Raw genomic sequence first — 22,434 nt, forward strand, 5'->3', positions numbered from 1 at the left:
GCGAGGGGTTCCGCACCCGCGAGGGGCACCCGCGGGGAGTTCCCGAATCAGACGTCCGCGACCGTGAGCACGATCTTCCCCCGGGTGCGTCCGTTCTCGCCCAGCCGGTGGGCGTCGGCGGCGCGCTCCAGCGGCAGCACGGTATCGACGACGGGACGCAGCCTCCCCTCCGCCACGAGCGACGCGAGGGCGCGCAATCCCGTGGAGTCCGGCTCCACGAGCGTGAAACCGGTGCGGATACCCCTCGGCTCGGTCTCCTCCGGAGCGGGCACATCGTCGGGTGAGGGGAGTGTGACGAGCGTGCCGCCATCGCGCAGCACCTGCAGGGACCGGTGCCCGTACTCTCCACCGATCGAGTCCAGGACCACGTCGACGGCCTGGTTCCCGAGCACGGCCGTGAAGTCCTGCCGGGTGTAGTCGATGAGCTCGTCAGCGCCGAGTTCCGTCAGCAGAGCGTGCTTCTCCTCGCGGGCGGTGCCGATGACGTACGCGCCGCGGGCCGCGGCGATCTGGACGGCCAGATGGCCCACCCCGCCCGCTGCCGCGTGGACGAGCACCCGCTGACCGGAGGCGAGTCCCGCGGTCTCCACGAGGGACTGATAGGCGGTGAGGCCGGCCAGCGGCAGGGCAGCAGCCTCCACATGGCTCAGCTGAGGGGGCTTGGGCACGAAGTGCCGGGCCGGTCCTGTGACGTACTCGGCGTATCCCCCGGCCTGGCGCGGGAACTCCGGCATGCCGAACACCTCGTCGCCCGGGCGGAGGACGGTGACGCCCGGCCCCACCGCCTCGACGACGCCGGAGACGTCGTATCCGAGTACCGGCGGCTCGCCGTGCATGCCGAAGCCTCCGGTGGCCCGTGTCTTCCAGTCGACCGGGTTGACCCCGGCCGCGTGCACCCGCACCAGGATCTCGGTGGGGCCGGGAGCGGGCCGGGCGAGGGTCACCACGCGCAGCACCTCCGGTCCGCCCCAGCCGTCCGGGCTGATCGCGCGCATCGTGCGGCCGGTGCCGCCGTCGGTGCCATGGTCCCTGCCACCGCCCGCGTCCGGGCCGGTGCCGGTGTCAGTGCCTGAGCTGGTGCCGCGGTCGCTGTCGTGCATGAGAGGTCCTTCCGTTCTCGGTACACCTCCACCCTAGGCACTCGCGACCCGGACCACAGTGGCTGGATGGCCATGATGTGACAGAATCTGGCCATGACTCCTCGGGGCCGGAAGACGGAACACACCGCGGACCGCACGGCGGTAGGGCGGAAGGCGAGCGGCGAGTGGGACGTGCACGGCGGCTGCGTCGCGCCGCCCGGGCCGAATCCGCATCGTGTGGCGGTCCTGGCCCTCGACGGCGTGATGACCTTCGAACTCGGCATCCCCGCAAGGATTTTCGGCAGTGCCCGGTCCCCGGACGGCGCCGCGCTGTACGAGGTCGTCGTCTGCACCCCGGACGGCGGGCCCGTCCGCACCGAGGCGGGCTTCTCGATCGAGGTGGCGCACGGCCCCGGGGCGCTGGAGCGGGCCGACACCGTGGTCGTCGCACCGACCCACCGGCTCGGGAGCATCGCCCGGGAGGGGCTGCTGCCCGCGCCCGTCGCGGGAGCCGTCGCGCGGATCCGGCCGGGCACCCGTACGGTGTCGATCTGCACGGGCGCCTTTGTGCTCGCCGCTGCGGGACTGCTCGACGGCCGGCCTGCCACGACCCACTGGGCGGAGGCGGAGCACTTCCGGCGGTTGTTCCCGCTGGTGCGGTTCGACGAGGACGTGCTCTTCGTCGACGACGGCGACCTGCTCAGCTCGGCCGGCGCGGCTGCCGGTGTCGACGTGTGCCTGCACCTGGTGCGACGCGACCACGGCAGCGCACTCGCCAACCAGGTGGCCCGCCGCTGCATCGTCCCGCCATGGCGCGACGGGGGCCAGGCCCAGTACATCGAGCGGCCCGTCCCCGAACCCACGACGGCCACCACCGCGCCCACCCGGGCCTGGGCGCTGGAGCGGCTCGACCGCCCGCTGACGCTGGGCGAGCTGGCCGCACACGCCCGGATGAGCGTCCGGACGTTCACCCGGCGGTTCCGCGACGAGGCGGGAGTCACCCCCGGCCGGTGGCTCACCGCACAGCGGGTCGAGCTGGCCAAGCAACTGCTGGAGACCAGCGACCTGTCGATCGACCTGGTGGCCGACCGCGCCGGGTTCGGCAGCGCCAACTCACTGCGGCAGCACATGCGGGGACTCGTCGGTGTCTCTCCCGCCGTCTACCGTCGTACCTTTCACACCGCGGCTGCCTCCGACCGGGCCGGGACCGGGTTCTGAGCACCGCGGGGCAGCGGGCACCGCAGGGCAGCGAGCACCGCAGGGCAGCGGGGACGGAGCACCGGTTCCGGGCAGTCGCCCACCGACCACGACGCCACCGCCTGCCGCCGTCGGCGGTCCGCAACCGCCGACGGCGGCAACCAGCAGGCGACAGACGGCAGGTGACAGGCAGTCAGCGCCCCAGCGCCGCCATCGCCGCGTTGTGGCCGGGGATGCCGCTCACTCCGCCACCGCGCACCGCTCCCGCCCCGCAGAGCAGCACATGGGGGTGGGCGGTCTCCACGCCCCACCGGCCGGTGGTGGCACCGGTCCAGGGGAAGGCGAGATCGCCGTGGAAGATGTGCCCGCCCGGCAGCCGCAGCTCATGCTCCAGGTCCAGCGGGGTCCTGGCCTCGATGCAGGGACGTCCCGCCTCGTCCAGGGCCAGGCAGTCGGCGATCGGCTCGTCCAGATGGGCGTCGAGTTCGGCGAGGGTGGCCTCGAGCAGAGTGTCGCGGGTCGCGTCCGGCGCCTCGTGGAACAGCCGGGCGGGTGTGTGGAGTCCGAAGAGGGTCAGCGTCTGGTAGCCCTGGGCGGCCAGTCCGGGTCCGAGGAGGGACGGGTCGGTCAGCGAGTGGCAGTAGATCTCCGACGGCGGCGCCTCGGGCAGGTGCCCGGCCGCGGCCTGCGCGTACGCCGCCGCGAGCTGGCCGTAGCCCTCGGCGATGTGAAAGGTGCCGGCGAACGCCTGCCGCGGGTCGACCGAGTGGTCCCGCAGCCGGGGCAGCCGGCGGAGCAGCATGTTGACCTTGAGCTGGGCACCCTCCGCAGGGGGCGGGGAGGGCTCCCCGAGAAGGGCGGACAGGGCCTGCGGTGACGCGTTGACCAGTACCTTGCGGGCAGCGACCGCGCCCTCGCGGGCATCCGTGCGGAAGACGACCTCGGCGGCCGACCCGCCGGTCTCGATCCGGATCGCCTCATGGCCGGTGACGATCTCGGCGCCGGCGGCCCGGGCGGCCCCGGCGAGCGCGCCGGTCAGCGCGCCCATCCCACCGACGGGCACGTCCCAGTCGCCGGTGCCGCCGCCGATGACGTGGTAGAGAAAGCAGCGGTTCTGCACCAGCGAGGGGTCGTGGGCATCCGCGAACGTGCCGATGAGCGCGTCGGTCAGGACGACACCGCGGACCAGGTCGTCCGTGAAGTTCTCCTCGATCGCGGTGCCGATGGGCTCCTCGAAGAGCATCCGCCAGGCCGTCTCGTCCCCGACCCGCTCCCGCAGCTCCCGGCGGGTCGGCAGCGGCTCCGTCAGGGTGGGGAAGACCCTCTCGGCGACCTGCCTGGTCCTGCCGTAGAACGCCTCCCACGCCGCGTACTCCCGGTCGGAGCCGGTGAGCGCCGCGAACGAGTCGCGCGTGCCCCCGCCGCCGACGAGCAGTCCCGTGGCCCTGCCGTCGCGCACGGCGGGGGTGTACGAGGACACCGTGCGCTTGCGGACCGAGAAGGACAGCCCGAGGTCGCGGACGATGCCCGCGGGCAGCAGGGACACCAGGTACGCGTACCGGGAGAGCCTGGCGTCGACCCCGGCGAACGGGCGGGTGGAGACGGCCGCTCCCCCGGTGTCCCCCAGGCGCTCCAGGACCAGGACGGTGCGCCCCGCACGGGCCAGGTAGGCGGCGGCGACCAGCCCGTTGTGGCCGCCGCCCACGATGACGGCGTCGTAGACGGACCGGCTGAACGAAGCGGAGGAGGCTGCAGACATGCCTCTTGGTAGCACGCGGTGATCGCGCGGGCCAGAGAGCGGTGTCACGTTTGCGATCCCCGAGCGCGGAGATCCCCGGAGCCCACCGCGCCCCGGCTCCTTCAGGACCCGCCGGGTGGCGACCGGTCCGCCCCGCCCTGGCGGCGCAGTGCCGCCACCCGGCGGTACAGTTCGGCCGCCTCGCCGCCCCGGCCGAGTTGCTCCAGGCAGTGGGCCTGGTCGTTGCGGCTGGCCAGCGCGTCCGGGTGCCGGTCCCCCAGCACGCGTTCACGGGCCTCGGCCACCTGCCGGTAGACGGCGAGCGCGTCGCTCCAGCGGCCCAGCCAGCCCAGGCCGACCGCGACCTCCCGGAGGCTGACGAGGGTGTCCGGGTGATCTGGGCCCAGGACCCGCTCCCGGACGGCGCAGACGTCGCGGGCCTCGGCCAGGGCCTCCTCCCAGCGAGCGAGCCGGCCCAGGTTGACGCCGAGACCGTGGCGGGCCCGCAGGGTCTCGGGGTCCGCGGCGCCGTGGGCCCGGGCGCGGTCGGCCACCAGCGCCCGGTACTGCTCCACCGCCTCGGCGCTCCGTCCGAGCCGGCCGAGGCTGGTCCCGATCTCGTAGCGCGCGGCGAGAGTGTCCGGATGGTCCGGGCCGAGCGCCAGCGCACGGGCTGCCGCCACGTCGCGGTAGGTCCGCAGGGCCTCGCTCCAGCGCCCCAGCCGGCCGAGGGCGTAGGCCACCTCGTACCGGGTCGTGAGCGTGTCCGGATGCCCGGCGCCCAGCACCCTGCTGCGGGCCTCGGCGACCTCCTGCGCTGTGCGGTGGGAGTCCTCGAGCCGGCCGAGGCGGCTCAGGTTGAAGGCCAGGTTGTGACGGCATCGAAGGGTGTCGGGGTGGTCCGGCCCGGCCGTGCGTTCCCAGGAGCCGAGCACCGAGGTGTACACCTGGTGCGCCTCGAAGTGCCGGCCGAGCCGGCCGAGCACGTACGCCATCTCCTGCCGGGCGGCCAGCGTCTCCGGGTGGTCGGGGCCCAGGGTGTGGTCACGGCCCTCGGCGACGCGGCCGAACTCGCGGAGCGCGTCGGCCGCCCGGCCGGTCCTGCTGAGCGTGAAACCGACCTCGTAGCGGCTCGCGAGGGTGTCCGGGTGGTCGGGGCCGAGTGCGTGCTCACGCTCGGTGGCGACCGCGCGGTGCACCTCGCCCGCCTCCTCCCAGCGGCCGAGCCGGCCGAGGCTGAGGCCCGCATGGTGGCGGCCGGTGAGCACGGCGAGCAGTTCGGGCGACGGAGTGGGCCGCTCCGGCCGGGGGAGCTTCACGGGCGCGGGGCCGCGCAGATCCGCCCCGGTGGTCCACTCGCCGGTCAGGCCCGCCGTGAAGTCGGGCGGCGGGGTCCGCGGCGTGGAGCCGGTGATCGCCTTGTGGCCGAGGGTCATGCCGCGGGTCCAGAAGGGCAGCCCCGGTTCCCCTCCCCCGGGGAGGGGCGGATACGGATACCGGTGCGGGTGCGGCGGTCCGGTACCGGCGGCGGGCGTGGTCGCGCGTCCGGCCCCTATCCTGCGGCGCAGGTCCTTGGCGTCGGCGGGCCGCTCGTCCGGGGCCTTGGCGAGCAGGCCCAGGACGATCTCCTCGATGAACCCGGGCAGTTCCGGCCGGTGGCTGCGCAGCGGACGGGGCTCGGTGTCCCGGTGGCCGACCAGGACGGACCACGCGTCGCCGAGGTCGAAGGGCGGCACTCCGGTGGCCATCTCGTACAGCACGCACCCCAGGGAGTAGAGATCGCTGCGGTGGTCGACGGAGCCCCCGGCGATCTGCTCGGGCGACATGTAGTGGGGGGTGCCCATGGCGATGCCCGTGCCGGTGAGACGGGACGAGAATTCGATGTCGTGGCCGAGCCGGGCGATGCCGAAGTCGCAGATCTTCACCGTGCCGTCGGTGAGGCGCATGATGTTGGCGGGCTTCAGGTCCCGGTGGACGACGTCCTGTTCATGGGTGTAGGCGAGGGCGTCGGCCACCTGGTCGGCGATGTCCACGATGTCGGACACCGGCAGGGGGTGCTGCTCGCCGTCCTCCATCAGCTGACTGAGGTTGCGGCCCTCAAGCAACTCCATGACCAGGTAGGGCAGTCCCCGGTGCTCCCCGAAGTCGTGGACGACCGTCACCCCGCGGTGCTGAAGGGCCGCGGCGACCCGCGCCTCCCTGCGGAAACGCTCCCGCAGGACGCGTGTGAACATCCTGTCGTGCTGCGGCCCGGGGGGTTTGAGGCACTTGACGGCGACCCGCCTGCCCAGTGACTCGTCGCGGGCCCCCCACACCTCGCCCATGCCGCCCCGGCCGATCAGTTCGAGCAGTCGGTACCGGCCCTGGATCAGCCTGGTGTCCGCCATCGCGTGCCGTCGCCCCCGTCGCTTCGCTGCGCCCTCCCCGGCCCGTCCAGTATGGCCGCCTCCCTGCGGAGTGTGCACGGCGCGGGCCTGCTGCCGGGCCCGAGTCGCGCCATCGCCCTCACGATGCGACCCGGCGGCAGCCGCCGGCGCACGCGCGGCGGACGCGGCGCAGGGCGGCCCCGGTGGCGGCGGGCCGCCGGGTGACTCGGGCGGGTTTCCCGGCGTGGCGGTCAAGGAGCAGACGCCGGTGGGACCGGGCCGGCCCGGTCCCACCGCCCTTCACTCCGCGGCCGGCCCCCCTGCCCGGAAGGTCCTCCAGTACTGGCGCCGCCTCTCGTCCCGCACCACGACGCCGAGACGGGCCAGTTCCCCGCGGAGCTCCCAGAGGTCCTCGTGGGAGGACCCCTTCTTGTCCAGCGACTCCTGGCGGGCCTCGAGAAGGGCGTTCGCGCCCTCCGGGAGGCCGGGGGCACCCGGCACCCAGCGGCGGAACTCCCCCTGGTGCGGATCGGCGTCCGCCCACGCATAGCCGTGCGCGGTGAACGCCTCCGCGACGCGGCCGGTGTCCAGGTCGCACTCCTGCCGCGTGAGTTCGCCCCCGTCGTGGCCGAGCAGGACGAGGTGCTTGCCGTCCCGGAACACCGTGGCGACGACATCGCGCGGGAACTCCCGTGCCCTTCCCTTGCCTGTGAGCACCACGCACTCCCCCGACAGGCGGATCGCCAACTGCTCGTGCTGGGCGACCAGCCCGAGGGCCAGCCCGGCCACCGCGCCCGCGGCGGGCAGCACCGGGGCGGGGGCGGAGGCAGCCAACTCGGCCGGTCCCTGCATCGGTGCCCACGGCAGTGTCACCAGCCAGTCGGCAAGGAAGCCGACGAGCCAGCCGGCGCCCACCCCCATGAGCACGAAAACGGCGTAGACACCCGCGGTTCCCACAGCCGACTGCCGGAGCACGACGGGGCGGCCCTCCCGCGACTCCCGCCACGCTTCCTTGCCGCCCTTGCCCATGTCCTCGTCCATGTCCCCCTCACTTCCCTCAACACCGCGCATAATAGACCGAGCACTCAGTCTATTATTCTCGGACGAGACGGGAGCCGAGAGTCGGCAGGAGAGGAGCTCCGGTGAGAACAGTCGACCCGGCCAGGCACCAGGCCAGGCGCAGGCACATCATCGACGCCGCGGCCGGACTCTTCGCCGCCAAGGGCTTCGAACGCACCACCACGGCGGAGATCTGCAAGGCAGCCGGCATGAGCGCGGGCAACCTGTTCCACTACTTCCCCAGCAAACGGGCGGTCTTCCACGCCGTCTTCGAGGGCGACGAGCACGACGGCGCCGCCAGGGCCGAGCGTTTCGCCGCCGCCCGCGCCGCCGACGACCCGTGGCGCGCCCTCCTCGACACCGTGGACCTCCTCGCCGCGCCCGCCGCGGAGCCGCTGGTCCCCGCGCTCGTCATGGAGGCGATGATCCAGGCCCACCGCGACCCCGAGCTCGAGGCGCTGCTGAGCCGCGACAACGACGAAGAGCGGTCCACCCTCACCGCCCTGCTGCGGAGTGCGGCCGCGGCAGGCCAGATCGACCCCGCCCTGGACCCGGACGACACCGCGGCCTGGGTCATGGCCCTCATCGCCGCCCTCTACACCAGCGCCGCCACCGACCCCGCCTTCAGCCCGGCCGACCAGCTCCCCACCCTGCGCCTGATCGTCCACCGCTTCCTGCGGCCCGACGCCCACCGGCCGCCGGAGCGATGAGGGGGCACCTGCGGGACCCGTGCAGCGGCGGGCGCACGGGGCGGCCTTCCGGCTCTGCCGGCGTCACCTATGCGGCACCTCGTACCCCCCGGGGCGGGGGCGGGGGCCGGGGCCGGGGAAGCACTGCCAAGCCCGACCGGGTGCGGGCCTGCCCGGCTCCGCGGAGCCGGGGCGGCCGGGCCGCCGCTCCACCCGCCGCGAGTGGCGCGGCGATCGCGCCCCGCCGGTCGGCCGCGGTCGGCGGTCAGCGTCTGACCCGCGGCATCCCCAGGCCGATCCAGGAGATGATCTCGCGCTGGATCTCGTTGTTGCCGCCACCGAAGGTGAAGATCACGGCGGACCGGTAGCCGCGCTCCAGCTCACCGTGGAGCACCGCTCCGGCCGAGCCCTCCTTGAGCGGGCCCGCCGCCCCGACGATCTCCATCAGCCAGGCATAGGCGTCACGGCGGGCCTCGGACCCGTACACCTTCACGGCCGAGGCGTCCTGCGGAGTGAGCGTGCCGTCCTGTACGGCGCCCACCATCCGCCAGTTGAGCAGTTTCATCGCGTCGAGCCGGGTGTGCGCGCGGGCCAGGCGCCCCCGTACCCAGCCGAGGTCGATGACGCGCCGGCCGTCGGCGAGCTTGGTTCCCGCCGCCCAGCGCTGGACGTCGTGCAGGGCGCGGACGGCCATGGTGCCGTGGGCGGCGAGGGTGACGCGCTCGTGGTTGAGCTGGTTGGTGATCAGCCGCCACCCCTGGTTCTCCTCGCCCACCCGGCGGGACACCGGTACGCGGACGTTCTCGTAGTAGCCCGCCGTGGTGTCGTGGGAGGCCAGGGTGTTGATCACCGTGAAGGAGTACCCCGGGTCGGACGTCGGCACGAGCAGCATGCTGATGCCCTTGTGCGGCGGGGCGTCCGGGTCGGTGCGGACGGCGAGCCACACCCAGTCGGCCGTGTCGCCGTTGGTGGTCCAGATCTTCTGGCCGTTGACGACGTAGGTGTCGCCCTCGCGTACGGCGCGGGTCCTGAGCGCGGCCAGATCGGTGCCGGCGTCCGGCTCGCTGTAACCGATGGCCACATCGATCTCCCCGGACAGGATCCGGGGCAGGAAGTACGCCTTCTGCTCGCCGGTGCCGTACTGCATGATCGTCGGGCCGACGGTGTTCAGCGCCATGAGCGGGAGCGGCACACCCGCCTGCGCCGCCTCGTCGAAGAAGATGAACTGCTCCATCGTCGTCAGCCCGCGTCCGCCGTACTCCCGCGGCCATCCGACGCCGAGCCAGCCGTCGGCGCCGAGCCGCCGGATCGTCGCCCGGTAGAAGCGCTTGCGCTCGGCATGGTCCACGTGGCGGGCGTAGGCGTTGTCGGGGACGAGCCCGGCGAAGTAGGCACGCAGTTCGGCGCGCAACCGCCTCTGTCCCGGTGTGTACTCCAGGTGCACGGTCCCTCCAGGCGTCTCGTGCCGGTATGCGCCCCCGCGGCGGCACAGAGTAGAACGCGTTACAGGAATTGGGAAGAGACATGCGGGGCCGGACGGACCCGTGCCGCGGGACGCAAGGCCCCGCGGCACCCTCCGGCTCCGCCGCCGCCCACCCGGCACCACCCTCCAGCGCCCCCGGGACCACTCGCGCCCCGGCCCACCCGGCGGCCGCGCGAGCGCACTGGGCCCCGGCCCGTGCGGCCTCCGGTGACCGGAGACGGGCTGGCGGCACGCCGCCGAAGAGGGCGGTGCGGCCGCCGGGCACGGCGTTCCCGCGGTGCCGCGCCCTGCCCGGTTCGCCGGGGGCCGGCCCCTCCCCGCCCGGCCTCCCCCTCGTCTGCCCCGTATGCCCCGCCTCCGTCCTCGCCTCCGCCCCCGAAACCGCTGCGGGGCGCCCCGCCCCCTCGGCCGCCCTTTCCGGCGACTGGCTGAAACTGCGTCAAAATCCGCTCGTGGCACGGCGTTTCCACAGAAGGTGCTGGCCATCCTCTAGGGAACGGTCCGCACCCCCTGGGAGACTCACATGGAACGCAGGCGGCTACTGCATGCCGGAGCCGGGCTCGTCGCGGCGTCCGTGGTGGGCCCCGCACTCACCCCGGCCAGGGCTCTCGCCCGCACAGCCGAAGGCACGGGCGCCCCCGGCGCCTCCCCACCGGCGAACGGAGCGGCCGCGGCCGGCACCCCCGGCCCCTGCTCGGATCAGCCGGTCTCGACGTACGGCACGGCGACCTACACCGCGGCGATCGTCGGCATGACGGTACTGGGCGGTCACGCCTATGTGGTGGCACGCGGTCAGAACCCGCCGCTGCTGGGCGAGATCGAACTCGGACCGGGGAAGCTCACCAGGACCGTGCGGCTGGCACGCGGCGAGGGCGGCTGGGCGGCGACGGTCTCCGGCGGGCAGGTGTACGTGGGCACCTATCCCGTCCCCGACCTCTACCGCTTCGACCCGGCGACCGGTGCGGTGACCCGGCTCGGCACGATCGGGCCGTCGGGCGGCTTCGTCTGGTGCCTGACCACCGCGCCGGACGGGACCGTGTACGCGGGCACCTATCCGCGCGGCGAGGTGTGGGAGTACTCGCCTGCGACCGGTGAGCTGCGCAACCTGGGTGTCGCAAGGCCCGGCGAGCAGTATGTGCGCGCGATCGCGGCCGACGACCGCCATGTCTACGCGGGTACGCTCCCGCGCGGCCATGTCGTCGTCTACGACCGCTCGACCGGTGCGAAGGGCTCCATCACACCGGCGCCGTACGGCGGGGCCGCCTGCCTGCTCGCCAGGGGCGGTCGGGTGATCGGCGGATTCGGCAGGTCCGTCGTGGACCTGGCGCCCGACGGGAGTGACGCCCGGGTCATCCCGATGCCGGCCGCGGAACGTCTGGTCGACGCGATCACCTCGACCGGCGACGGCACGGTGTACTGCGTCGGACGGCCGACGGGGACGGTCTACCGGCGCGACGGCGACGCCCTCGTGCCGGTCGCCGCGCCCACCCCGCAGGACGAGCACCGGGCGCTCTTCCCGCTCCCGGACGGCAGGCTGCTGGGCGGGGCGGGCAGCGGCCGGGTGTGGTGGCTGGACCCGAACGGCGGCGGGTCGACCACGCTGGAACTGATCGACACGGCCATGGCGGGCCCGGACCCCGTACAGTCCCTGGCCCTGGGCCCGGGCGGGACGGTGCACGTCGGCGGCCACTTCTCCATCACGACCCACCGGCCGGCCCAGGGCACCAGCCGGCGGATCCCGGTGTCCGGGGAGCCGAAGCAGCTGCGCACGGCCGGCGGCCGCGTCTACGCGGCGCTCTATCCGAGCACGGAAGTGCTGGAGCTCGACCCGGACCGCGGCACGATCCGGTCGCTCGGGTTCATCGGCAACGACCAGCAGCGGCCGACGGACATGCGGTACGCGCGGACGATCGACCGATTCCTCATCGCGTCCGCACCGCCGGCCGGACGGCTGAAGGGCGCGCTGACGGTGGCGGACCGGGCGAGAGGGCGGCTGGCGGTCTACCACGACGTGATCACGGACCAGAGCGTGATGTCCCTGGCCCTGGACGACCGGCTGAGCAGCGGGATCGCGTACCTCGCCGGTGACACCTGGGGCGGCGGAAGCGTGCCCCCCGCCCGGCCGAGCGCGACGGTCGCCGCCTTCGACCTGTGCAGCCGCACGGTGCTGTGGGAGGTCGCGCCCCTCGAGGGGTACGCCAGCCTGCAGCACATCGAGGTGCTCGACGGAGTGCTGTACGGCGTCTACAAGCGGCTGGCGGGCGCCTGGTTCGCCATGGACCTCAGGACCCGCACCGTGCTGCGGTCGGGGAGGCTGCCGAGCTACGGCGAGCTGACCGTACACCGCGGGCAGGTGTTCGCCTCCGTCTTCGGCGGGCTGGTGTACCGGATCGGGCCGGACCTCGACGAGGCCCAGCCGGTGCTGTCCGGTCTGGGCGACGGCTGGTACAACCCGCCTCAGCTGGCCTGGGAGCAACGACCGTCGTGGCACGCCTGGGGCGTCGCGGGCAGGGAGCTGGCGCGGCTCCGCCTCGACCCGGACTGCACCCTCGCCAACCGGGCCGGAACCACCCCGCCGGACGCCGCGGTGCTGGAGTCGCTGCTGGCCAACTGAGCCTCGGCGGCATCAGGCGCCCGACCGGCGGCAGCCGGCGGCAACCCGGGGCGCGCACCCCGGACAGGCCGTGCCTCGAGCCAAGCGCGGTCCGCCTCGCGGGTCAGCCCGTGCCGGCCCCGGCGCCGCCACCCACGCTCACATCCGGGCGGACGATCACCACGGGACAGGGCGCATGCTGGCTGACCTGCTGGCTCACCGAGCCGAGGAGCATCCGGGCGAACCCGCCCCGGCCGCGGGAGCCCACCACCAGGACTTCGGCCCCCTCGGCGGCGGCCATCAGGGCTTCGGCCGGATTGCCGTGCACCAGCCGCTCGTGCACCTGGGTCTCGCCCGTCTCCCCGAGTACCTCGCGCACCTCCTCCACGAGGCCGCGTCTGGCCTCCCCGGCGTCGAACTCCGTGTCGACGGCGGGGGCCGACCAGCCGTGCGCGCCCGGCAGCTCGTACGCGGCCACCGCGTCCACCGTCGCTCCGATCAGGCCGGCGTGCCGTACGGCCCAGCGCAGCGCGGCGTACGACGAGGGCGAGCCGTCGATGCCCACGACCACGCGGGGAGCCGGATCGCTCGTACTCATGCCCTTCCACCTCTCTCATGGCTTCTCATGGCTTCTCGTGCCTTCTCGTGCCTTCTCGTGCCTTCCTGCGGGCCCCGTCATCCACGCTGCGTGACCTCGCGCCGTTCCGCGAGGCGAACACCGCCGGGGTAGCGGTGCCCGGCCGCCGGCGCGTCCCGGCCGCCGCGGCCGGATGGCGCCGCCGACCGGGCGCCGGGCCGCCGGAAGGCGGGGCCGGACCGGGTGCGCGGGTGCACGGGTGCACGGGTGCGGCGGCCGGTCCCCCCGGCCTCCCCGTCCCGGGCGGGAGAGCCGCCGACGGGGCCTGCCACCGCCCCGCCCCGTCCCGTCCCGGTCCTGGTGCCCGTGCAGGCGATCGGACTTATGGTGCTAGGAGTCGGTCTCCGCTCGTCGCACTTCTGTGCTGACAGCCCGGCCCTCCAGTGCACATGTGCGCGGAAAGGGTGGTCCCGATGCACCCAGCCCTCAGTTCCGACGACCTGGCCCGGCTTCGCCGGCAGCGGCCCTATCCCGCGGTGTCGGTCCTGATGCCCACACACCGGCGGGAGCCGGACAACGCGCAGGACCCGGTCAGGCTGCGCAATCTGATGGCCGCGGCGAAGGAGCGGCTCAGGGCCGATCCCGCCGTCACCCGAGAGACCAGGATCGACGTGTCCGAGCAGCTCGACCGGGCGCTGGCCGGGATCGACCTGGGGCACGCGGAGGACGGGCTGGTGGTCTTCGCCGCTCAGGGCGAGCACGAGGTGTGGACGCTGGGCCGTCCCGTGCCCGAGCGGGTGGTGCTCTCGGACACCTTCCTGACCCGCAACCTCGTCTCGGCCCAGGCCTCCGAACGCCCGTTCTGGGTCCTCGCGGTCGCCTCCGACCGCGCCGCGCTCTGGAGCGGTACGGCGGACCGGGTCACCGAGGAGCACGCGGACCCCTTTCCGATGTCCCGCAGCACCGAGAACTTCGACGCGGAGCGCCGGGAGCGGATCGGCGATGTGCCGAGCACGTTCCGGGACGAGGCCACACGGCACTTCCTGCGGGAGGCCGACACGGCGCTCACCGCGGTCCTCAAGGCGGACCCCCGGCCGCTGTACGTGACCGGCGAACCCGCGGCGCTCGCGCTCCTCGACGGCGTCGGCACGGCCGCCAAGGGCCAGGCCGTCCATGTCCCGCAAGGCGGGGTGGCCGGCGCCTCGGCCGACGCGGTCTGGCAGGCGGTGCGCCCGTTCGTCGAGGCACGAGCCGAGCAGGAGGTATCGGGCGTCCTTCAGGAACTGGACAGGGCCCGGGGCAGGCGTGCGTTCGCCGCCGGGGTGGACGAGATCCGCGAGCATGTGCAGACGGGCCGGGTCGCGCTGCTGGCCGTGGAGGAGAACTACCGGGCGACCGTACGGGACGCCGGCGAACATCTGCTGCCCGCCGAGCCGGGGGACTTGGACGCGGTGGTCGACGTCGTGGACGAGATCGTCGAGAAGTCCCTCGACACGGGGGCGGACGTGCGGTTCGTGCCGGACGGAGCCCTCGCGGGGATGGGCGGCATCGCCAGCGCGCTGCGCTACTGACCGCCTGCCGGACGGCGGTCCCGCCGGGTGGTCGCCCGCCGGACGCCTCCACCGCTCGGCCACCGCCATCGGCTGCCGAGCGGACGCCCACCGGACAACCGCCGGACAACCGGTCTGCCCGGGTGATCGTCCGCCCGGCGGCCCTCGCGAAGCCGCGGGCCGCACGCGGGCACCGTGCCGGCGGATCCACCGGAGCGCGGTGCCGGACGGGCCGTTTGCGCGGATACTGGCAGAGGGGGTGCGGCTGTTCCGACACGGCCCGTCTGAGAGGACACCGTCCGGAGCGGACGCCGCCGGTCCGGTCCTCCCGTCAGGAGGTTCCCATGAGGATGCTCATCAACGTCCCCGAGACGGTGGTCGCCGACGGCCTGCGCGGACTGGCCGCCGCGCACCCCGGGCTGAACGTCGACGTGGAGAGGCGGGTCGTGGTCCGGGGGGACGCCCCGGTCGCCGGCAAGGTGGGCCTGGTGTCCGGCGGCGGGTCGGGGCACGAGCCCCTGCACGGCGGGTTCGTGGGGGTCGGGATGCTCTCGGCGGCGTGCCCCGGCGAGGTGTTCACGTCCCCGGTGCCGGACCAGATGGCCCGGGCCGCCGCGGCGGTGGACAGCGGGGCGGGTGTGCTCTTCGTGGTGAAGAACTACACCGGCGACGTGCTGAACTTCGACATGGCGCAGGAGCTCGCCGAGGACGAGGGCGTCCGGGTGGCCAGGGTGCTCGTCGACGACGACGTGGCCGTCCGGGACAGCCTGTACACGGCGGGCCGGCGCGGTACCGGCGCGACGCTCTTCGTGGAGAAGGCCGCGGGCGCCGCGGCCGAGGAGGGCGCCCCGCTGGAGCGGGTCGAGGCGGTCGCCCGCCGGGTCGGGGAGCGGTCGCGCAGCTTCGGTGTGGCGCTCGGCGCCGTCACCACCCCCGCCAAGGGCACCCCGACGTTCGACCTGCCGTCCGGGGAGCTGGAGTTGGGGATCGGCATCCACGGCGAGCCCGGCCGTGAACGGCGGCCGATGATGACCTCGCGCGAGATCGCGGACTTCACCGTGGAGGCGGTCCTGAACGACCTGCGGCCGTCGGGTCCGGTGCTGGCGCTGGTCAACGGCATGGGCGCGACACCGCTGCTGGAGCTGTACGGGTTCAGCGCGGAGGTCCACCGGGTGCTCGCCGAGCGCGGTGTGCCGGTGGCCCGGACCCTGGTCGGGAACTACGTCACCTCGCTCGACATGGCCGGTTGCTCGGTGACGCTGTGCGAGGCGGACGAGGAGATCCTGCGGCTCTGGGACGCCCCCGTGGAGACGCCCGCCCTGCGCTGGGGCCGCTGAGCCGTGCCCGGCCCGGCCGGTGACGGCGGTGCCGCGTCCGCGGGCCGCGACGACGCACACAAGGGAGCCGATGTGCCACGAGACGCAGACGCCGTGCTCGACGCGGAGTTCTTCCTCCGCTGGATGGACGCCCTCGCCCGGGCGGTGGACCGGGAGGCCGCGCGGCTCACCGAGCTGGACGCCGCGATCGGGGACGCCGACCACGGGGCCAATATGCGGCGGGGTTTCGCGGCGGTGACGGCCGCACTGGGGAAGGACGCGCCGGACACCCCCGGTGCCGTACTGATGCTGACGGGGCGCCGGCTGATCTCGACGGTCGGCGGGGCCTCGGGGCCGCTGTACGGGACGCTGCTGCGGCGCGCCGGCAAGGCGCTCGGCGACGAGGCCGCGGTGTCGCGGGCGCAGCTCGCCGAGGCGCTGCGCGCGGGGACCGCGGCGGTGGCCCGGCTCGGCGGCGCGAAGGCCGGGGACAAGACGATGCTGGACGCGCTGGAGCCGGCGGCGGCGGCACTGGAGGAGTCCTTCGCGGCCGCGCGCCAGGCCGCGGAGGACGGTGCGGCCGCGACCGTGCCGATGCTGGCCCGCAAGGGCCGCGCGAGCTATCTGGGCGAACGCAGCATCGGGCACCGGGATCCGGGGGCGGCGTCCTCCGCCCTGCTGATCGGCACCCTCGAGGAGACCGCGCGGTGACCGGTGTGGTGGGGATCGTCCTGGTCTCGCACAGCGCGCAGGTCGCCGCTTCGGTCGCCGATCTCGCGCGGAGGCTGGCCGGTGCCGGCGACGGGGTGCCGGTGGCTGCGGCAGGCGGCACCGCGGAGGGCGGTCTCGGCACCAGTGCGGAGCGGACCGTCCGTGCCGCGCACGGGGTGGACCGGGGCGCGGGGGTGGCCGTGCTGGTGGACATCGGCAGCGCGGTGCTGACGGTGAAGACGCTGCTGGCCGAGGGCGGCGAACTCCCCGAGGGGACCCGGCTCGTGGATGCGCCGTTCGTCGAGGGGGCCGTCGCCGCGGTGGTCACCGCGGCCACCGGAGCGGATCTGGACGCGGTGGCGGCGGCAGCGGAGGAGGCGTACGGCTACCGGAAGGTGTGACCGTACGCATCCGAGGGGCGGCTTGTGATGCACCTGGTCAACGCACTAGTGTCGCAGGGCCTTGGTGAACGGGAAACCGGTGGAGTACCGGTGCGGCCCTCGCCACTGTGATCGGGAAGTCCGGCTCTCTCCGCGAGGAAGCCACTGGACGGCCGCGGGGGACCGCGGTGTCCGGGAAGGCGGAGCCCGGGCGGCATGACCCGTCAGCCAGGAGACCGGCCGGGGCGCGTTGTCCATCCACGAGGTGCTGGAGAGGTCTCCCTGCCCATGCATATAGCCGAGGGGTATCTGCCCCCTGTGCACGCGGCCGCCTGGGCCGCCGCGTCCGCCCCCTTCGTGATCCACGGCATGCGGGCGCTGACCCGCGAGGTCAGGGCGAACCCCGAGTCCACGCTGCTGCTCGGCGCGGCCGGCGCCTTCACCTTCGTCCTGTCCGCGCTCAAGATCCCCTCGGTGACGGGCAGTTGCTCCCATCCGACCGGCACGGGACTGGGCGCGATACTGTTCCGGCCGCCGATCATGGCGGTGCTGGGCACGATCACCCTGCTCTTCCAGGCGCTGCTGCTGGCCCACGGGGGGCTGACCACGCTCGGCGCGAACGTCTTCTCCCTGGCGGTCGTCGGGCCCTGGGCCGGGTTCGGGGTGTACGTGCTGCTGCGGCGGTCCGGGGCGCCGCTGATGGTGGCCGTGTTCTTCGGCGCGTTCACCGCCGACCTGTCCACGTACTGCGTCACCAGCGTGCAGCTGGCGCTGGCGTTCCCCGACCCGGGCAGCGGCGTGGTGGGCGCCCTGGCCAAGTTCGGCGGCATCTTCGCGGTGACCCAGATCCCGCTGGCGGTCAGCGAGGGCCTGCTGACCGTCCTGGTGATGCGGCTGCTGGTGCAGTCGAGCAAGGGTGAGCTGACCCGGCTCGGGGTGCTCCTCCAGGGCGGGGCGGAGAAGGAGGCCGCGGTCCGATGAGCCGCAACGCGAAGATCAACACACTGCTGCTCGCGATCGTGGCGGCGCTGGCCGTGCTGCCGCTCGCGCTGGGTCTGGGCGACCACAAGGAGGAGCCCTTCACGGGCGCCGACGGGGAGGCGGAGACCGCGATCACCGAGATCGCCCCGGACTACGAGCCCTGGTTCGCCCCGTTGTACGAGCCGCCGTCCGGGGAGGTCGAGTCGGCCCTGTTCGCCCTCCAGGCCGCCCTGGGCGCGGGGGTCCTCGCGTACTACTTCGGGCTGCGCAGGGGCCGCCGGCAGGGCGGGGCCCGGGCGGCGGCCGCGCGGGGCGCCCGGCCGCCGGCCGCCGGCGCGGGGGACTCCCCCGGCGCGGGGGCGTAGTCGCCGATGCTGCCGATCGACGCGGCGGCACACGGCAGCCGCTGGCGCGGCCGCCACCCGGGCGAGAAGGCGGCACTGGGCCTGGGACTGACGGTCTGCGCCGTGGCGCTGCCGCCGTGGCCGGGTGCCGTCCTGGTGGCGGCGGCCGCCGTCGCGGTACTGCTCGGGCCCGCCGGGGTGGCGCCCCGGCAGCTGTGGCGGGCGTGGCGCATCCCGCTGGGGTTCTGCGTCACGGGCGCGGTCCCGCTGCTGTTCGCGGTGGGCGGCCCGGACGGCTTCGTGGCCCTCGCGCCCGACGGGCCCCTGCACGCGGTCCGGCTGCTGCTGCGGACGTCGGCGGCCTCGCTCGGGGTGCTGCTGTTCGCGTTCACCACGCCGATGTCCGACCTGCTGCCCCGGCTGACCCGGGCCGGGGTGCCGGGGCCGGTCGTGGACGTGGCGCTCGTGATGTACCGGATCGCGTTCCTGCTGCTGGACGCGGTGCACCGGATCCGCCAGGCGCAGGCCGCCCGGCTCGGCCACACCTCCCGGGCGGCGGCCTGGCGGTCCCTCGCCGGCCTCGCCGCGACCGCGTTCGTGCGCGCCTTCGACCGGGCCCAGCGGCTGCACACGGGGCTCGCCGGGCGGGGCTACGACGGGACGCTGCGGGTCCTGGTGCCGTCGGCGGCGGTGTCGGTGCGCTTTCTGGCGGCGACCGCGGGGCTGCTCGCGGGGCTCGTCGCCCTCACCCTCGTACTGGAAAGGTCCGTGCTGTGAGCAGTTCCGTGGAGTCGGGCGGGGGCGGGGGCGCGGTCCCCGTGGTGGAACTGGCCGGCGCCGGGTTCTCCTACCCGGACGGCCCGCCGGTGCTGCGCGGTGTCGACTTCGCGGTGGCGGGCGGGCGGTCCCTGGCGCTGCTGGGCCGCAACGGGAGCGGGAAGACGACCCTGATGCGGCTGCTGAGCGGCGGACTGCGCTGCGGCGAGGGGCGGCTGCTGCTCGGCGGAGAGCCGGTGGCGTACGACCGCGCAGGGCTCACCCGGCTCCGGACGACGGTGCAGCTGGTCGTGCAGGATCCGGACGACCAGCTGTTCGCCGCCTCCGTCGCCCAGGACGTGTCGTTCGGGCCGATGAACCTCGGGCTGCGGGAGGCGGAGGTGCGGGCGCGGGTCGCCGAGGCGCTCGACGCGCTGGACATCGCGGCGCTCGCGGACCGTCCGACCCATCTGCTGTCGTACGGGCAGCGCAAGCGGGCCGCGATCGCGGGCGCGGTGGCGATGCGGCCGCGGGTGCTGGTCCTGGACGAGCCGACGGCCGGGCTCGACCCGCACGGCCAGGAGAGGCTGCTGGCGGTGCTGGCGCGGCTCCGGGAGTCCGGCACGACCGTGGTGATGGCCACGCACGACGTGGATCTGGCGCTGCGCTGGGCCGACGACGCCGCCGTGCTCTGTCCGGCGGGGCTGCGGACCGGGCCGGTCGCGGAGCTGCTGGCGGACCGGGGGCTGCTGGATGCGGCCCGGCTGCGGCGGCCGTGGGCGATGGCGGCCGAGGAGGTGCTGCGGGCGCACGGGCTGCTGGATGCGGGCAGTCCCGGCCCGCGGACCCCGGAGGAGCTGGACCGATGGGCCGTACCGGCGTAGCGCATCTCACCCGGAACCCGTTGTGCAACTAGTTGCATAGCGAGCTCTCCGGGGTCTACAAAGGGGGCGACGCTAATCGCGCGAGGAGGCGCCCCGATGACCCCGACCCCGTACCCCCATCTGCTCAGCCCGCTCGACCTCGGCTTCACCACCCTGCCGAACCGGGTGGTCATGGGCTCGATGCACATCGGTCTCGAGGAGGCCGAGAACGGCTTCGAGCGCATGGCCGCCTTCTACGCCGAGCGTGCCCGCGGCGGCGTCGGGCTGATCGTCACCGGCGGCATCGCCCCCAACGACGCGGGGCGCCCGTACGAGGGCGGCGCCAAACTCACCACCGAGGAGGAGGCCGCCCAGCACCGCACGGTCACCGACGCGGTGCACGCGCAGGGAGGCCGGATCGCCCTGCAGATCCTGCACTTCGGCCGCTACGCCTACCACCGGGACCTGGTGGCGCCGAGCGCGCTGCAGGCCCCCATCAGCCCGTTCGTCCCCCACGCCCTCACCGGCGAGGAGGTCGAGCAGACGGTGGAGGACTATGTCCGCGCGGCCGGGCTGGCGAAGGCCGCCGGGTACGACGGCGTCGAGATCATGGGCTCCGAGGGCTACCTCGTCAACGAGTTCATCGCGAGCGCCACCAACCACCGGGACGACCGCTGGGGCGGCTCCTACGCGAACCGGACCCGCTTCCCCCGCGAGATCGTCCGCCGCACCCGGGAGCACGTCGGCGACGACTTCATCATCGTCTACCGGCTGTCGATGCTCGACCTCGTGCCCGGCGGCTCCTCGCTCGAGGAGGTCGTCGCACTCGCCAAGGAGATCGAGGCGGCCGGCGCGACCCTCATCAACACCGGCGTCGGCTGGCACGAGGCGCGGATCCCGACCATCGCGACCTCGGTGCCGCGTGCCGCGTACACGTGGGTGACCGAGAAGCTGATGGGCGCGGTGTCCGTGCCCCTGGTGACCAGCAACCGGATCAACACGCCCGAGGTCGCGGAGCGGGTGCTCGCCGAGGGGCGCGCGGACATGGTGTCCATGGCGCGGCCCTTCCTCGCCGACCCCGACTTCGTCGCCAAGGCCCGCGAGGACCGCGCCGAGGCGATCAACACCTGCATCGGCTGCAACCAGGCGTGCCTGGACCACACCTTCAGCGGCCGGCTCACCTCCTGCCTGGTCAACCCGCGGGCCTGCCACGAGACCGAGCTGGTCCTCTCCCCCACCCGGCTGCGCAAGCGGCTGGCCGTCGTCGGAGCCGGCCCGGCGGGCCTGGCGTTCGCGGTCGCGGCGGCCGAACGCGGGCACCAGGTGACGCTGTTCGACGCCGCCGACGAGATCGGCGGGCAGCTCAACATAGCCAAGCGCATCCCGGGCAAGGAGGAGTTCGAGGAGACACTGCGCTACTTCCGCACCCAGCTGGAGCTGCGCGGGGTGGAGGTCCGGCTCGGCACCTCCGCCACGCCGGACCTGCTGACCGGGTACGACGAGATCGTGGCCGCGACCGGGGTCACGCCGCGCATCCCCGACATCGAGGGCGTCGACCACCCCAGCGTCCTCGGCTACCTCGACGTGCTGCGCGACGGCGCGGAGGTCGGCCAGCGGGTGGCCGTCGTCGGGGCCGGCGGGATCGGCTTCGACGTCGCGGAGTTCCTCACCGACGGCGGCGAGGGCGCGAGCCTCGATGCACAGACGTACTTCCGGCAGTGGGGCGTGGACACCGGGTACGCCGAGCGGGGCGGTCTGATGGCCCCGGAGCGGCCGAGGCCGCCGCGCTCCCTGCACCTCATCCAGCGGAAAACCTCCAAGGTCGGCGCGGGGCTCGGCAAGACGACGGGCTGGATCCACCGCACGGAGCTCAGGCACCGGGGCGTCACGATGGTCGCGGGGGCGGCGTACGACCGGATCGACGACGACGGCCTGCACATCACGGTGGACGGTACGGCGAGGACGATCCCCGTGGACACGGTGGTGCTGTGCACCGGCCAGGAGCCGAGGCGCGGGCTGTACGAGGAGCTGGCCGCCGCGGGCCGCACCGTGCACCTGATCGGCGGCGCCGACACGGCCGCCGAGCTGGACGCCAAGCGCGCGATCGACCAGGGCACCCGGCTGGCGGCGGAGATCTGACGCCGCCTCCCTAGGATGCCGGTCATGTCCCTCCCGCACGCGATCCTCACCGCCCTGCTCGAGAAGCCGTCCTCGGGCCTGGAGCTCACCCGCCGCTTCGACCGGTCCATCGGCTACTTCTGGTCCGCGACGCACCAGCAGATCTACCGCGAACTGGGGAAGCTGGAGGAGGCGGGGCTGATCCGCGCCCTGTCCTCCGCCCAGCCGGCCAGGGGCAGGCGCAAGGAGTACGAGGTGCTGCCGGCCGGCCGCGCGGAACTGACCGACTGGGTGGGCAGGAGCGAGGATCCCAAACCGGTCCGGGACGCTCTGCTGCTCCGGCTGCGCGCGGCGGCGGTGGTGGGGACGGAGGGGCTAGAGGCGGAACTGGACCGCCATCTCGACTGGCACCGCGGGCAGTTGGCGGAGTACGAGGACATCGAGAAGCGCCACTTCCCACCGGAGCGGGACGCGCCGGGGGACCGTATCCGGCACGTGGTGCTGCGCGGCGGGATCGAGCTGGAACGGTTCTGGATCGGCTGGCTCACCCAGGCGCTGGCGGAGGTCGGGGAGCCGCCGCCCGCTCCCCGGCCGCGGTAGGCGCCGCCGCGCCCCGGCCGCCCGTCCCCGGGCG

At 74.3% G+C, this 22,434-nt stretch carries 19 protein-coding genes and 1 riboswitch; of the genes, 13 read left to right on the forward strand and 6 right to left on the reverse strand.

Annotated features, from left to right (window positions below; genetic code table 11):
- Positions 1-47: 47 nt before the first annotated feature.
- Entirely contained in the window at positions 48-995 is a 948-nt protein-coding gene (locus SCWH03_RS03505; RefSeq protein WP_173262466.1) for an NADP-dependent oxidoreductase, read from the reverse strand.
- Positions 996-1,193: 198 nt separating this feature from the next.
- Here SCWH03_RS03505 and SCWH03_RS03510 point away from each other — a divergent pair, with 198 nt between their 5' ends.
- Positions 1,194-2,297, forward strand: a complete 1,104-nt coding sequence (locus tag SCWH03_RS03510) for a GlxA family transcriptional regulator (protein ID WP_254076534.1) — start codon at positions 1,194-1,196, stop codon at positions 2,295-2,297.
- Between the two features lie 172 nt (positions 2,298-2,469).
- Here the strand turns inward: SCWH03_RS03510 and SCWH03_RS03515 are convergent, their stop codons facing one another.
- The 3 genes from SCWH03_RS03515 to SCWH03_RS03525 all read right to left on the reverse strand — a co-directional run bounded on the left by SCWH03_RS03515 (position 2,470) and on the right by SCWH03_RS03525 (position 7,421).
- Entirely contained in the window at positions 2,470-4,035 is a 1,566-nt protein-coding gene (locus tag SCWH03_RS03515; protein ID WP_173261635.1) for a phytoene desaturase family protein, read from the reverse strand.
- 101 nt (positions 4,036-4,136) lie between these two features.
- Positions 4,137-6,401: a serine/threonine-protein kinase gene (locus tag SCWH03_RS03520; protein ID WP_173261638.1), complete on the reverse strand. Its 2,265-nt coding sequence runs from the start codon at positions 6,399-6,401 to the stop codon at positions 4,137-4,139.
- 279 nt (positions 6,402-6,680) lie between these two features.
- The gene (locus SCWH03_RS03525) at positions 6,681-7,421 is read right to left on the reverse strand and encodes a YqeB family protein (protein WP_216854709.1); all 741 of its coding nucleotides are present in this window, start codon (positions 7,419-7,421) and stop codon (positions 6,681-6,683) included.
- A 101-nt stretch (positions 7,422-7,522) separates the two neighbouring features.
- Between SCWH03_RS03525 and SCWH03_RS03530 the strand changes: the two genes are divergently transcribed.
- Positions 7,523-8,149 carry a TetR/AcrR family transcriptional regulator gene (locus SCWH03_RS03530; RefSeq protein WP_173261641.1) on the forward strand — a complete coding sequence of 209 codons (627 nt, stop codon included), beginning with the start codon at positions 7,523-7,525 and terminating at the stop codon, positions 8,147-8,149.
- 244 nt (positions 8,150-8,393) lie between these two features.
- Here the strand turns inward: SCWH03_RS03530 and SCWH03_RS03535 are convergent, their stop codons facing one another.
- Entirely contained in the window at positions 8,394-9,572 is a 1,179-nt protein-coding gene (locus tag SCWH03_RS03535; protein WP_173261644.1) for an acyl-CoA dehydrogenase family protein, read from the reverse strand.
- Positions 9,573-10,134: 562 nt separating this feature from the next.
- Here SCWH03_RS03535 and SCWH03_RS03540 point away from each other — a divergent pair.
- Entirely contained in the window at positions 10,135-12,225 is a 2,091-nt protein-coding gene (locus SCWH03_RS03540) for a PQQ-binding-like beta-propeller repeat protein (RefSeq protein WP_173261647.1), read from the forward strand.
- Between the two features lie 103 nt (positions 12,226-12,328).
- Here SCWH03_RS03540 and SCWH03_RS03545 read toward each other — a convergent pair whose 3' ends face one another.
- Positions 12,329-12,802, reverse strand: a complete 474-nt coding sequence (locus SCWH03_RS03545) for a universal stress protein (RefSeq protein WP_254076535.1) — start codon at positions 12,800-12,802, stop codon at positions 12,329-12,331.
- Between the two features lie 452 nt (positions 12,803-13,254).
- Between SCWH03_RS03545 and SCWH03_RS03550 the strand changes: the two genes are divergently transcribed.
- From SCWH03_RS03550 to SCWH03_RS03595, 10 genes are all read left to right on the forward strand, one after another.
- Positions 13,255-14,352, forward strand: a complete 1,098-nt coding sequence (locus SCWH03_RS03550) for a baeRF3 domain-containing protein (protein ID WP_173261649.1) — start codon at positions 13,255-13,257, stop codon at positions 14,350-14,352.
- Between the two features lie 323 nt (positions 14,353-14,675).
- The gene (dhaK, locus tag SCWH03_RS03555; protein ID WP_173261652.1) at positions 14,676-15,668 is read left to right on the forward strand and encodes a dihydroxyacetone kinase subunit DhaK; all 993 of its coding nucleotides are present in this window, start codon (positions 14,676-14,678) and stop codon (positions 15,666-15,668) included.
- 93 nt (positions 15,669-15,761) lie between these two features.
- On the forward strand, positions 15,762-16,358 hold the full coding sequence (dhaL, locus tag SCWH03_RS03560) for a dihydroxyacetone kinase subunit DhaL (protein WP_173262477.1): 597 nt from the start codon (positions 15,762-15,764) through the stop codon (positions 16,356-16,358).
- Positions 16,355-16,759 (forward strand): PTS-dependent dihydroxyacetone kinase phosphotransferase subunit DhaM, encoded by a 405-nt coding sequence (locus SCWH03_RS03565; RefSeq protein WP_173261655.1) that lies wholly within the window; start codon positions 16,355-16,357, stop codon positions 16,757-16,759. The genes dhaL and SCWH03_RS03565 overlap by 4 nt, the downstream gene beginning before the upstream one ends.
- An 18-nt stretch (positions 16,760-16,777) precedes the next feature.
- Positions 16,778-16,997, forward strand: a riboswitch (cobalamin riboswitch).
- A gap of 29 nt (positions 16,998-17,026) precedes the next feature.
- Positions 17,027-17,719, forward strand: a complete 693-nt coding sequence (locus tag SCWH03_RS03570; RefSeq protein WP_173261658.1) for an energy-coupling factor ABC transporter permease — start codon at positions 17,027-17,029, stop codon at positions 17,717-17,719.
- Positions 17,716-18,084 carry an energy-coupling factor ABC transporter substrate-binding protein gene (locus SCWH03_RS03575; protein ID WP_173261661.1) on the forward strand — a complete coding sequence of 123 codons (369 nt, stop codon included), beginning with the start codon at positions 17,716-17,718 and terminating at the stop codon, positions 18,082-18,084. The genes SCWH03_RS03570 and SCWH03_RS03575 overlap by 4 nt, the downstream gene beginning before the upstream one ends.
- Positions 18,085-18,090: 6 nt before the next feature.
- Positions 18,091-18,840 carry a cobalt ECF transporter T component CbiQ gene (cbiQ, locus tag SCWH03_RS03580; RefSeq protein ID WP_173261664.1) on the forward strand — a complete coding sequence of 250 codons (750 nt, stop codon included), beginning with the start codon at positions 18,091-18,093 and terminating at the stop codon, positions 18,838-18,840.
- Complete coding sequence (locus SCWH03_RS03585; RefSeq protein WP_173261667.1) at positions 18,837-19,703, forward strand: energy-coupling factor ABC transporter ATP-binding protein; 867 nt, start codon at positions 18,837-18,839, stop codon at positions 19,701-19,703. Before cbiQ ends, SCWH03_RS03585 begins: the two co-directional genes overlap by 4 nt.
- A gap of 96 nt (positions 19,704-19,799) precedes the next feature.
- Entirely contained in the window at positions 19,800-21,821 is a 2,022-nt protein-coding gene (locus tag SCWH03_RS03590; RefSeq protein ID WP_173261670.1) for an NADPH-dependent 2,4-dienoyl-CoA reductase, read from the forward strand.
- 24 nt (positions 21,822-21,845) lie between these two features.
- Positions 21,846-22,400 (forward strand): PadR family transcriptional regulator, encoded by a 555-nt coding sequence (locus SCWH03_RS03595; RefSeq protein WP_173261673.1) that lies wholly within the window; start codon positions 21,846-21,848, stop codon positions 22,398-22,400.
- The last annotated feature ends 34 nt before the right edge of the window (positions 22,401-22,434 follow it).

The sequence above is a fragment of the Streptomyces pacificus genome (assembly GCF_011766325.1).
Lineage (GTDB): Bacteria > Actinomycetota > Actinomycetes > Streptomycetales > Streptomycetaceae > Streptomyces > Streptomyces pacificus.